General features: G+C 53.5%; 10 protein-coding genes and 1 tRNA gene. 7 read left to right on the forward strand and 4 right to left on the reverse strand.

Going from position 1 to position 11,819, the window contains the following annotated elements; all coding sequences use genetic code 11:
• Positions 1 to 448: 448 nt before the first annotated feature.
• From LOC67_RS02885 to LOC67_RS02895, 3 genes are all read right to left on the reverse strand, one after another.
• Positions 449 to 1,285, reverse strand: coding sequence for a fumarylacetoacetate hydrolase family protein (locus LOC67_RS02885; protein ID WP_230261005.1), 837 nt, complete (start codon positions 1,283 to 1,285; stop codon positions 449 to 451).
• Positions 1,286 to 1,377: 92 nt separating this feature from the next.
• Complete coding sequence (locus tag LOC67_RS02890; protein ID WP_230261006.1) at positions 1,378 to 2,763, reverse strand: sulfatase; 1,386 nt, start codon at positions 2,761 to 2,763, stop codon at positions 1,378 to 1,380.
• 89 nt (positions 2,764 to 2,852) lie between these two features.
• Positions 2,853 to 3,599: a DUF1080 domain-containing protein gene (locus LOC67_RS02895; protein WP_230261007.1), complete on the reverse strand. Its 747-nt coding sequence runs from the start codon at positions 3,597 to 3,599 to the stop codon at positions 2,853 to 2,855.
• Positions 3,600 to 3,850: 251 nt separating this feature from the next.
• Here LOC67_RS02895 and LOC67_RS02900 point away from each other — a divergent pair, with 251 nt between their 5' ends.
• Positions 3,851 to 4,705, forward strand: coding sequence for a glycosyltransferase (locus tag LOC67_RS02900; RefSeq protein WP_230261008.1), 855 nt, complete (start codon positions 3,851 to 3,853; stop codon positions 4,703 to 4,705).
• A 34-nt stretch (positions 4,706 to 4,739) separates the two neighbouring features.
• Here the strand turns inward: LOC67_RS02900 and pyrF are convergent, their stop codons facing one another.
• Positions 4,740 to 5,639 (reverse strand): orotidine-5'-phosphate decarboxylase, encoded by a 900-nt coding sequence (gene pyrF / locus LOC67_RS02905; protein ID WP_230261009.1) that lies wholly within the window; start codon positions 5,637 to 5,639, stop codon positions 4,740 to 4,742.
• Positions 5,640 to 5,977: 338 nt separating this feature from the next.
• On the opposite strand from pyrF, the gene LOC67_RS02910 reads away from it, so the two are divergent.
• The 6 genes from LOC67_RS02910 to LOC67_RS02935 all read left to right on the forward strand — a co-directional run bounded on the left by LOC67_RS02910 (position 5,978) and on the right by LOC67_RS02935 (position 11,689).
• Positions 5,978 to 6,862: an ABC transporter permease gene (locus LOC67_RS02910; protein WP_230261010.1), complete on the forward strand. Its 885-nt coding sequence runs from the start codon at positions 5,978 to 5,980 to the stop codon at positions 6,860 to 6,862.
• Positions 6,863 to 6,867: 5 nt separating this feature from the next.
• Entirely contained in the window at positions 6,868 to 7,605 is a 738-nt protein-coding gene (locus tag LOC67_RS02915; protein ID WP_230261011.1) for a hypothetical protein, read from the forward strand.
• Positions 7,605 to 8,699 carry an MlaD family protein gene (locus LOC67_RS02920; protein WP_230261012.1) on the forward strand — a complete coding sequence of 365 codons (1,095 nt, stop codon included), beginning with the start codon at positions 7,605 to 7,607 and terminating at the stop codon, positions 8,697 to 8,699. Before LOC67_RS02915 ends, LOC67_RS02920 begins: the two co-directional genes overlap by 1 nt.
• Positions 8,699 to 10,066: a hypothetical protein gene (locus LOC67_RS02925; RefSeq protein ID WP_230261013.1), complete on the forward strand. Its 1,368-nt coding sequence runs from the start codon at positions 8,699 to 8,701 to the stop codon at positions 10,064 to 10,066. The genes LOC67_RS02920 and LOC67_RS02925 overlap by 1 nt, the downstream gene beginning before the upstream one ends.
• Before the next feature lie 14 nt (positions 10,067 to 10,080).
• A tRNA-Pro gene (locus LOC67_RS02930) sits at positions 10,081 to 10,155 on the forward strand.
• A 682-nt stretch (positions 10,156 to 10,837) separates the two neighbouring features.
• Positions 10,838 to 11,689, forward strand: coding sequence for a hypothetical protein (locus tag LOC67_RS02935; protein WP_230261014.1), 852 nt, complete (start codon positions 10,838 to 10,840; stop codon positions 11,687 to 11,689).
• The last annotated feature ends 130 nt before the right edge of the window (positions 11,690 to 11,819 follow it).

The raw sequence follows: 11,819 nt of genomic DNA on the forward strand, positions 1-11,819 counted from the left end.
GCGCGAGCGTGCGGTTCACAGTGCTGATGGCGACCGGACAGTAACCGCAGGCTGGCGCCAAGCGGCTGATGAGAGAGGGGGCGATAAGGTCTTGGGGCGACGACCGTCAGTTGAAATCAGCCACTGGCACACGAGCGTTCGGTTCCCAGCACCAACATCAGCCGCAACGCGCGAGCGTGCGGTTCACAGTGCTGATGCCGACCTGACAGGAACCGCAGGCTAACGCCAAGCGGCTGATGAGAGCGACCGTCAGTTGTTAATCAGCCGCATCGCGCGAGCGTGCGGTTTGCGGTGCTGATGCCGACCGGACAGTAACCGCAGGCTGGCGCTAAGCGGCTGATGAGAGCGACCCATCCAATCGAAAACTTATTCGCAGTCCAAGCATCGACGAACCAGTTGTTCGTGCCGGCAGGGCAGGGGATGCAACCGTGACCGTTGGCGTAACGTTCTACGCGTTGACGACACCATTGGTTAATGTGCCGACGCCGTCGACAATCACACTGCAGGTGTCGCCTGCTTTCAGATAGACCGGTGGCGTTTTGGCATCGCCAACACCTGGCGGAGTGCCCGTAAAGATTAGGTCACCGGGTTTGAGTGTGACAAACTTGGATAGATGAGCAACCACCGTCGGAATGTCAAAAATCAGCTGTGCTGTTGTGCTCTCTTGGACGATCTCGCCGTTGAGTTCCATTCGAACGCGAATGTCAGTCGGATCGGATAGTTCATTGCTCGTGACCACGCATGGACCGACCGGGGCAAATGTGTCGAACGTCTTTCCGAGAAGCCACTGACCTCCCGGGCGTCCTTTCTGCCAGTCGCGTGCCGAAACGTCATGTCCGCATGTGTAGCCAAACACATGGTCCATTGCCTGATCTGCGGAGACGTTTTTTGCTTGTTTGCCGATCACGACGACCAATTCCGCTTCGTAGTCCACCTTTGACGAAATGGCTGGCAACTGAATTGACTGACCGTGTCCAATCAACGTCGTATTGAATTTGCTAAAGACAACCGGTTCGGTCGGGATGTCAGCGCCGGTTTCGATCGCATGGTCACGATAGTTTAAGCCGATACAAAAAATCTTTTCTGGCGTCGGTGTTGGAGGCAACAAGACGTCGGGAGCGTCGCTGAATTCTGCAGGATCAAGATTGCCAAGTTCGGATAGAACTTTGCTTGCTGACTGAAAGAAGTTTTGGTCGTTCAAGTGCTCAATCGGACAAACTTTTCCTTCGTGATAGTAAGCGTACTCGGCGGAGTTTTCTGGGTGCGGAATTCTACAAAGGGGCATCGTTGGGCCAGTCGATTCGTTGGTGACTAAATATTGAAGCGATGAGCGACGGATGGCGTTGTCTTGTGCGACTTGCCACTAGTAAAGCTTTGTTAAAAGTCAGCTTGGATTTCGTCTTTCAAGGAAATCAAGCGACGCAGGATTTCGGGATTCTTATCGGCGAGGTTGGTTTGTTCGCTTGGATCGTTTTTCAGGTCAATCAAAAACAGCGGTTCCTTTAGCTTTCCACCAGCGATTTGTTTCGTTTGTGGAAGTGTCGTGTCGCGTGGGTTTCCGATCAGCTTCCACTGCTGATCCCGAACTGCCCATTGTGCTCCGGAGCCTCCGCCCATCTGCCAATAGAACGTTTCTCGCGGGGCAGCAGCGTTGGACTGCAACACATCGACGATCGATTTTCCATCCAGATGTACGCTGGGGAGTTCGACTTCACACCACTGGCATAGGGTGGGATACCAGTCGCAGGCGGTGACAAATTGGTTTCGAGTTTCACCGGTAGGTAGCTTTCCAGGATATCGGACAACCGAAGGGACTCGAATGCCGCCTTCAAACAGCGAGAACTTCGCGCCGCGATAAGGCCCCGAGTTTCCTCCGCCCCCGAAAGCTCGCGTTTCGGTGCTGTGTCCGTGGTCGGGTTGATAGATCACGATCGTGTTGTCTGCGAGTCCTTGTTCATCAAGGTAATCCAGTACTTCCCCGATGTATTCGTCCATTGTCGAGGTGAATGCACAATACTCACGCCGAGGCGAAGGCAGATCTTGATAGTGCTCAAGCCACTTTGCCGTTCCTTGGTAGGGATAGTGCGGTGCGTTGAATGCCCAGTACAGCATCCAAGGCTTGTCTTCGTTTTGGCCAATGAACGATTTGCATCGGTCAACCATCATACGGGGAAAGTACTCACCGCCACGCTGAATCTCTTTACCGTTGTCCCAAAGGTCATGGCGATTCGGACCGGCCCAAAAGAAGAAATGTGAATAGTTGTCGATACATCCTTCCAGGTGCCCAAACCAACTTTGGAAACCTTGACCGCCTGGGTTGGTCGAAGCTTCGCGACCCAAATGCCATTTCCCAACATGGCCGGTCGTATAGCCGGCGTTTTGAAACGTTTCTGCAATTGTGATTTCGTCTGCCTTCAGGTCGCCGTTTCCTGGTTGCCCAGCCCGTGCCGGAAAACGTCCGGTTAACAAACCGACGCGGCTCGCCGAGCAAACCGGTGCGGCAGAATACATTTGGGTCAGACGTAAGCCTTGGCTAGCCAAGCGGTCCATGTTGGGCGTCTTCAGATCGCCGACACCGAAGCATCCCATGTCGATCGATCCTTGATCGTCGCCATAAATGATCAGCACATTGGGACGCCCGTGCTTGGCCGAATTGGAACCCGAGGAGACGTTGGCTGCGTCATCTGCCAATGCTGGGATTCCGACGACGACAAACGCGAAAAGGCTAACGGCACAGGTTTTCCAAAGTGAACGATTCGTCATCGAATTCAACAGAGAGCAATGTGGTAAAGGAACGGGGCCGCATTCGAGATAAAAACGGGTAGAACAAGCCGACTACTTCAGATTGGTTTTTAGGGGAGTCGTCGGACACGGAGTTTGCGAAATTGAATCGGTGATCCTTCGCTTTCCAAGCACAGATGGCCGTTCGCCGGAGTCACTCCGTTGCCACCGGAGACTTCTTCACCGTTGACCCACAACCGGACTTCGCCATTGATCGCGCGAACGTAGTAATGGTTCCATTGACCGTGTCCATTGCAAAGGTGCTTGCGTGGGAAGCTACGGCTGCCGTTTGGCGAGGTCGGGGGAAATGGATTGAAGGGCTTGCGAACACCGAAGACGTCGCCGTTGGTGCCAAACCATTCGGTGCTTTTGCCAAGGGCTTTAATTTTGTCGGTGTAGCCGTGGTCGAGCATCTGAATTTCAACTCCGTCGGGCAGACCAGGTTTGCCTTCGGCACGAAGTTCGGCGAGCGATTCGGGCGAGACCCAAGCAAACATTCCCGAGTTGCCCGCTGGTTTTTCATGCATCCATTCGATCACAGCTTCGAAATTTTCAAAGCGGTCTTTGGTTGCCAGAACGCTGATCGGCATTCCGGTGCAGTGTAAAACTCCGTCATTCCAGCTCCACGTGTCTTCGGCGCTGTTGACCGGTGCAAAGTCAGCCTCGGTCAGCGATACCCAACCGGGGGCTTCGTCATCGATGAAGGCTCGTGTGACTTTTTCGTCCGAAGCGGTGGATTCATCCGAAGCCGACTGGGCTGTTGCGAGCGGACTTGAACAGGCAACGATTACCATCGCAATCAGGTGGGATAACTTCATGTGATGCTGGCGGGTTGGTGGGCGAAAAGGCAATCGGGGAAGCGGCGGGACGTTCGAAGGCGTCAATCCTAATCGATCGCTTCATCGCCATGTCGTGTTCGGCGGTTGCCGGTAAGACAAGAATTCGTTGGTGTTTGTCTACTTACCCTTATTCACCAGCTTTTCTACTCGAAATCGATCTTTACTCCCGGCCGGCATTTTTGGTTTACTCCCGATCAAAATCACCCAAATTGTGTGCACGAGTGAGTCGAATGGAATCGCTTACCCAATCGAGATCCCCCGAAGCGTCCGTCATCATGACAACGTTTCGGTCCCCCAAATATCTGTTTCAAGTGTTGTGGGGGTTCGCCAATCAGTCCTGTCGCGATTTCGAAATCGTCGTAGGCGAAGACGGGCAAACCGATGAGACTCGCGAAGTGATCGATGTGTTTGCTGCCAAGTCAAACATCTCGATCCAATATGTCACCCAAGAGCACCAGGGATTTGGAAAGACGCGAATCCTCAATCGTGCGATCGATTGTGCCCGCGGTGAGTACTTGATCTTTACCGATGGTGACTGTGTCCCAAGGTCAGATTTTGTTGAAACACATTTGAATCTAGCAACGCCGGGGCGATTCCTTTCGGGCGGATGCTTTCGATTGGATCGAGCGGTAACCGATCAGATTTTGGATCAGCAGCTTGAGCTGGAGCAGTTCACCGATATGCGATGGTTGAAAGACCATGGCCATCGTGTTTCCAAGAAATGGTTGTGGAGTCGCAATCGGCCTGTGATCGCACATGTCCTAGACATGGCGACGACAACACGACCGACGTTCAACGGTCACAATTCCTCGGCATGGAAAGACGACGTGGTCTACGCCAACGGTTTCAATATGGAAATGCGCTATGGCGGCTTGGATCGCGAGCTTGGCGAACGTCTTGAAAATGCCGGAGTGTTAGGTTCACAGATTCGTCATCGGGCCATCTGTTTTCACCTCGATCACGACCGTGGTTACGTGACCAAAGAAGACTGGCAACGCAACCACAACATTCGCAAGCTTGTCAGGCGACGTGGATTGACGAGAGCCGAACAAGGGCTCGATCAAATCCGCGCCGACGCTGCTTGATCGTTCAACCTGAACATTAGACTGTGCGGTCAGTTCACTGAACCACGTTCAGAACCGAGTTCATTTCTTCGGTCGCCGCGCGGACTGCATCTTGCCACTTCGCATCGCCAAACTTGTCCGCGAACTCAGGTCGTTGATGGGCAAAGATGATGTGTCGCGAGCTGTTGACAACAGCCCCTAGGCCGCCATCCAAAAAGCCTGCTTTGACGTCATCGGCGCTACCGCCTTGGGCACCAAAGCCGGGGATCAAGATCCAGCTGTGTGGCATCGCTTGACGCAACGAAGCGAGCTCTTCGGGATAGGTCGCTCCGACGACGGCACCCAGTGGGCCGTAGCCCATCGCATCAAGTCGCTCGGCATTGATTTCCGTCACAAGCTCGGCAACTCGCGCATAGACCGTTTGTCCTTCCGTTTCGCGGTTTTGCAACAAGCCGCCACCGGGATTGGATGTCTTGACCAAGACAAAGATGCCGGCTTCGCGAGCGTCGCAGACCTCAACAAAGGGTTCGATGCTGTCACGACCTAGATAAGGACTGACCGTCAGGGAATCACTTCCCCAAGGGCTGTCCGAGCCTAGGTAGGCATCCGCATACGCTGTGGCGGTGCTGCCGATGTCGTTACGTTTTCCGTCCAGGATGACGAGAAGGTTTTTCTTCTTCGCATAGGCGACGACTTCACCCAACGAGATCATTCCGGCGGGGCCTAGCTGTTCAAAGAACGCCGCTTGAGGCTTGACGCAGGGGACGATGTCGGCAACGACATCGATAATTTCCATACAGAACTGCGTGTACGCCGCTGCCCATTCTTCGGGGCGATCGTTGGCAACGCCATCACGTAGGGGAGCAGGCAGGGAGGCTTTTCGCGGGTCCAGCCCAACGCAGGTCACTGACTTCGTTTTCTGAACGGCTTGGGCGAGACGTGTGGCGAAGGTCATATCGTCAAATCAACGCGAACGAGGAATGTCATCGGGAAACTTGACGCCAATTGTGCCATCAAGCGGTCGATCCGAAAACGGGCCCCCCAGACTGTGCGTGCAATCGAGTCCGGCAGGGTGTTGCTATCGAGGTTGCGACGCTGCTTCGCCTTAGGGGCCTGAGTTTCACGATGGCGGTCGTGGTCCGATCGTGACGATTGCGCCGGTCGCAAGGTTCGCTAGACGTCCGATTGGAACGGCTAGCGCGGTCGTCGGGAAGTCTGGCGAGCCGCCGGGCCGAATACAACAGTGATACCAATTCTTGATATTGCACGTATGCCATCAATTTTGTCGCGGCCGTGAGTCAGTCAACAATCCCAACCGCTAACCGATTTCGCCGGACCATCGACGCGATGATGAACGCGTTCTTGGCCACGTGTGAGCAGTTGGGGGCGTTTCTAATTGGGGTCTGCCACCAATTCGCAGACATCGCCGGAGTGCTCTCGGGAACCATTTTTTTGGCGCTGCGACCGAAGAGCTGGACACCGCCGGTTCGAAACGTCTTTGCACGTCAGATGTTATTCACTTCGGTGGATTCGATTCCTGCGGCAATGCGTTTTGCCGGAGTTGTCGGCGTGATGGGCATCGTTCAAGCCGAAATGTGGATCGATGCCGCAGGGCTCTCTCCTTCGGAAGTCGCACCAATCCTGTGGCGATCCGTCGTTCGGGAGATCGCTCCACTGTTGGCATGTCTGGTCGTCATCGGCCGAAGCGGAATTGCCATCAGTGCAGAGCTGGCAACAATGCATGCCGATGGCGAAGTCGAGGTGTTAGACTCGCAAGGGGTCGATCCGATGACCTACTTGGTGATGCCACGCGTGATTTCGGTGATGATCAGTGTGTTCTGTTTGGCAATCATCATCGCGGTCACAATCATGGTCACAGGCTACCTGATCGGGTCTTCGGTTGGTGCGATCCGTGTGACATGGAATGAGTTTTATGGCGAGATCTCACGCAACTTTGAACGCGGTGACCTCGTGTTTTTCACGTCAAAGACTCTGGTTGCCGGCGGTTTTGCCGGAGTGATCTGTTGTTTAGAAGGCGTTCGATCCAGCGGGCGTTTGACCGATGTGCCTCGGGTCGCCAGCCGTGCCGGCATACGGGCCCTAACGGCGATCTTTGCGATCTCGGCCATCTTGTCGGTGGTCTTCTATGAAAAGCTACTCGTTTTCAAATTCGGGTAAGTTAAATGGTCGACGCGGCAAAGCAAAAATCAAACACCACACCAACCTTGGAATTTGACAACGTCATTTTCAGTGGGGCAGGTGAGACTTCGATCGGGATGAACCGATTTACGGGTACCGTCTCGCCGGGTGACTTTATTCAAATTCCTCTCCGACAACACCATGATCCACGCGATTTGGTGTCCGCAATGTTGGGGCTCTATCCCATCAGTTTTGGCAGGATTCGGTTCAACGGGTGTGAATGGACAAGCTGCGATTATCAGCGGCAGTTCTCGATGCGGAGCCAGATTGGCCGCGTCTTTGCAGGTTCCGCTTGGATTAAAAGTCTGACGATTTGGGACAACGTTTTATTGGCAATGCGTCACCACGGCGTTCCCGAATCATTCGCCCGTCAGCAAGTCAGACTTTGGAGCGATCGGTTGGCCGGACCGAGAGCCGGTTTGGTGCGTCGAGCGATGCAGAATCGACCGGGCTTCGTTGAGCCTTCGATTTTGCAAGTCTGCCAATGGATTCGAGCGGTTTGCAACCATCCAAAGTTACTGATACTCGAGCGACCCTTGCACTACGTCATCGAGGGGCTACACGAGGAAATCGTTTCGATCATTGATGAATTTCGAGCCGCAGGATCTTCGATCATGGTTTTTTCCGAACCGGATCGCCAGGAAGATTACAGCTTCGTCCGTTCCGTTATTCGGTGGACGGTTCTTGGGACCACACTCGTTGCCGGGGGAGAATCTTCCTAATGAACGAACCCATTCGGCTGCGTTATGCCAACAAGATCGTTGGCTTATTTCTGATGATTGTGATGGTCCTTTGTGTTGTCGTCTCCGTTCGACTTATCACTCGGATCGCGATTCGAAAAGATCACTTCTACATCGAAGTCACTGAGGATATTGCCAGTCAGCTCCGTACCGGCACCGAAGTTTTGATCCTTGGGCAGACGGTCGGCGAAGTTGACGAATTGAACTATGTCGACGGGACCAATTTGGTTCGAATCACTTTGGCCATCGATTCACGACGCAGCGATTTGATCACAACACAGTCGCAGGTCGAGCTCGATCGAAAGTATGGAATCGGACCGCCTGTCATCCGTATTGCACGAGCACCAGGGAGCAGTTTGCTAGATCCTGAAGGTACGGCCGAGCCGATCGCACCTGGCGAATCGATTCCGTATTTCAAGCAGGACGACGACCAAGTCGAAAATACGGCGATCAATGTCCAAGAGGCAAGCCAAGCAGTTGCCGGTGCCGCAGACCGGATTAGCGATTCACTGCAGGAATCGATCAATCCCGCATTCGAAGCGGGCGAACGGACCTTTGATTCGGTACGTGCGACCAGCGAAGCCATTCGCCCTGAGGCGGCACAAACGCTCGCTCAGCTACGTCAGACAACGATCAATCTGGAGAGCGAACTTACAAAGTTGACGCAGCGTGTTGATCAGATGCTGGACAACGAGATTCGAGAGACAATCAAAGACATTAATGCGTCAGCAATCGCGGCAACCAAAGCCGCCGAAAGCGTACGAGATGCTGCGCAAGGGATCGATCAGAACGCCTCGCAGACAACCGCCGACATCGCCGAGACTTTGGAGACGCTACGTGAAACCGCAGTGCGCATTCAACAGTTGACCGAAGAGACCCGTGAAGTTGTGCGTATCGTCCGAAGCGAGGCAAATGATTTGCCGGGGACAACCGAACGCATCAACGAAACCGTTGATGATGCGCAAGACTTGGTCGGCGATATCAACAACCATTGGCTACTGCGTCGATATCAAAACAACCGCTCACAAAATCAGCAGGTTTCACCTTCTTCCGTCCGTGGCGGAGGTGTTCGTTGATGGTTTGGAATCGATTGAATTCCGGGCATGTCAAAAGCATTGCGGTGTATTGCTGTGCGATCTTCGTTTTAGGCTGCGCATCGACTTCAAAAGACATCGTCGTTCAAGACAAGAAAGTCGATCGCTATGTCACCAATGCGCATGAGGCTTTTCATGAAGGCCGGATCGATGAAGCCGAATCGTACTATCGAAAAGCACTGATAAGATCTTGGGCAACAGATGATCCTTATGAATCTGGCACGGCTGCCTATAACTTGGCGGCTTGTTTGGTCAGTCAGGATGAGCTTACCAAGGCGTCCGATTGGTTGGTCGATTCACGCGTTGAGCTTTGTCGCGCAGGGGCTTCGACGGGAAATACATGGTTGTTGTCTGCCGAGATTGCGATGAGCCAATCCAGGCTTGCCGACGCGCAGTTGTTTGTTGCTTATGCATCAAAAACCTGCCCGCCGTGCGAGATCGTTGATACGTGTTGCCTTTGCGGACCGTCGGAAAGCTGCTGTGGCGAGTCGCAGCGTGATTGCTGTGCCGCTCCGATTCCGTGTATTGGGAAAAACATTGAAGCCAATCGTGCAAAGGTGGAATGTCAGAATGGATATCGGGCGCGGATCGAGCTGGCGCGGGCAAGGATCGCGACCCAAGAATTTCGTATCGCTGATGCGGAGCGTCACTTGGCGTGTGCTTGTAATTTGACGGCCGAGTCATGTGACTTTTCACTGCATGCGGATCGGCATGACGTCGCCGCTGCGATTCACGATGCGAAAGAAGAGTACCTGCAGGCCGGAGCCCACCGTGATCGCGAAGCCAGGTTGTTGCGATGTATTGGCCACTATCGGGCGATCCCAAACGTCTTGGTAGCGGCATCGGAATCGTATTCGTTTGCGGGGCGAATGGATCTAGCGGTCGATCGCGTCATCCGTGCCGCACGGATTTGGTACGCTCGCAGCGAATACAAGCGAGCTTGGGAACTCGTCGAACAGGCCAGCGGTATGGCGATGAGCTGTGGCTGCGAAGCGGTCGAAATCCGTTTGGCACTAACGGCCAAACAGATCCGAGATGCGTTGGAGGCATCAAAGCTGGAACCGATGGAAAAGGAGCCGGCGATGCTTGACGGGCCATTGTCGGAACCGCCAGACACATCTCCGGCAGAGCTGTATTCGCCGGAAAACTTGGAATCGCTACTGTCGTCCCCGCTGGAGAGCGGCAAAACAGCGTCGCGGGCAGCCATCCGCGAAAAGACCGCTGAAAAAACGCCGGTTGGTGACGAGAAATGGGTTGTGCAAAGCACTGATTTGGCGTTGCCGAGCATGGGATCTGCGGCTATGCTTGCCCCTCACAAATTAGCGAGCGTTGATATCCCCCCAATGTGATCAACGTAAGCCATCGGGATGTGGCTCAGCCTGGTTAGAGCGCAGCACTGGGGGTGCTGAGGTCGCAAGTTCGAATCTTGTCATCCCGACTTCAAATGAAAAAGCCCAGCGGAATTCACCGCTGGGCTTTTTTTGTGTTCCTGAAGATAAGCACTAGCTGGCGTTGAAGTTCGTTTCGGGCGGCTGGATGAGAGCTTGGCTGCAAGACACTTCATCACACGTCTCAGCTTGGAGGCACAAACACGATTTACGAAACGTGTCTTTTTCGAACAAGTGACCGATCCAATCCACACAATGGTCCGCATTTGGGATTGCTGTTCGCAGATCGTGTTGTTGATCGTTGAGTTGGCTCGTAGATGATATTTGAGAACATTAATCTGCACTAATCGAACACCAATGAAAACACTGGTGCAGATCCTCTGGATTAGTGTTTAGTTAGTGAATATGAGTGGCTAACTGTGAGCACTTCCTGCAGAACGATCCGTTTCCATTCCAGTTCTCTCGTTGACCAGGAATCAAACCTTCTTCTTCCTATTTCCGCATGTTTCCCTACCACTGGCACATGGTGATCTTTAGTTGCGAAGAGTTCATCGATGTATTGGACGACCATGACGCACAATACCACACGACGAAAAATTGCTGGTGCTAGCGTTGCGCAGCTCAATTAATCGTGTCCGGCGGACATAATTTTGCATCGCGTCAATTGAACTCGCCCATGCTGGGGTGTAGCCTAAAGGGGCTGCTTAACCACCCCAGCCCTGGGTAATTGCGATGCGTCGAGACTTGCCGCTCTGCTTCTTGTTCAACCTGCTGTGTTTAGGTCTAGGAGCCGGACTTTTTGCCCCAGCCGATGCGGCTGCGGAAATTGTTTTCAACAGTCTTGGCGAAAGCTACTTCGACAATTTTGAATCCTACACCGCTTCCGGCATGCAACCAGGTGGTGGCGGCGGAACACTGGATTCCAATGTTTGGGAAATCTCGTTCTTTGATTCGATGGGATCTCAAAGCTCGGGAATTGGAAGCTCCCATGGGAGTGGACTGTTTGGTCGCGGTTTGAGTTCCGTCGCGGGAACTGAACAAGGTGTTTATGCCTACCAAACCGGCAACGGAAACACCGCGCTGGGCATTGCCCTCGATTCCACCGAGCTTGCCGGCGCCTTTCCGGCGTTGGAAATTACAAACAACACGGGATCAGTCATCGATTGGATCGACGTCAGTTATGACGTTTGGGTTTTTAATCAAACCGACGTCCAGTCTTTTGTGGATCTCGAGTTTTCCAAAGACTCGTTGTTCGTTGACCCGCTCTTCTTTGAAACCCCGGCTACTGCCGACGGGCTCGTTTCATGGACCATGACCCCAATCAGCTATTCGTTGCTGTTGCCGATCACCTCGACAACTGATTTTTCGACTCCGCTGACGCCACTCGCCAATGGCGAAAGTATTGAACTAGGTTTCTCGATTGGCAAATTTGGCGGCATCGGAGATTCAGATGGGGTCGCAATTGACAACCTTCGAATTACCGTCGGAACCACGGCCATTCCAGAGCCAAACGCCATCAATTGTCTTATCGCATTGTCAAGTCTTCTGTCTTTGCGACGTTCCCGTCGACCGCATGCAAAATAATTGATTTGTGAGCAGCCTGTCTGAAAATCAAGACGGAGCAATGAGTCGCGGGATTCTAAAACACAGAGTCACGGAACTGGTCTCCGATGATCAGTCAGGTGACGTCGCGGTTTCGGACTGTAACCACAGA

The organism is Stieleria sp. JC731 (assembly GCF_020966635.1).
Classification (GTDB): Bacteria; Planctomycetota; Planctomycetia; order Pirellulales; family Pirellulaceae; genus Stieleria.

Excerpts from the sequence above, each read along its gene's own strand:
- LOC67_RS02890 (WP_230261006.1), bottom strand. The coding sequence starts at position 2,763 with ATGACGAATCGTTCACTTTGGAAAACCTGTGCCGTTAGCCTTTTCGCG.
- pyrF (WP_230261009.1), bottom strand. The coding sequence starts at position 5,639 with ATGACCTTCGCCACACGTCTCGCCCAAGCCGTTCAGAAAACGAAGTCA.
- LOC67_RS02920 (WP_230261012.1), top strand. The coding sequence starts at position 7,605 with ATGAACGAACCCATTCGGCTGCGTTATGCCAACAAGATCGTTGGCTTA.
- LOC67_RS02925 (WP_230261013.1), top strand. The coding sequence starts at position 8,699 with ATGGTTTGGAATCGATTGAATTCCGGGCATGTCAAAAGCATTGCGGTG.
- LOC67_RS02900 (WP_230261008.1), top strand. The coding sequence starts at position 3,851 with ATGGAATCGCTTACCCAATCGAGATCCCCCGAAGCGTCCGTCATCATG.
- LOC67_RS02895 (WP_230261007.1), bottom strand. The coding sequence starts at position 3,599 with ATGAAGTTATCCCACCTGATTGCGATGGTAATCGTTGCCTGTTCAAGT.
- LOC67_RS02915 (WP_230261011.1), top strand. The coding sequence starts at position 6,868 with ATGGTCGACGCGGCAAAGCAAAAATCAAACACCACACCAACCTTGGAA.
- LOC67_RS02885 (WP_230261005.1), bottom strand. The coding sequence starts at position 1,285 with ATGCCCCTTTGTAGAATTCCGCACCCAGAAAACTCCGCCGAGTACGCT.
- LOC67_RS02935 (WP_230261014.1), top strand. The coding sequence starts at position 10,838 with ATGCGTCGAGACTTGCCGCTCTGCTTCTTGTTCAACCTGCTGTGTTTA.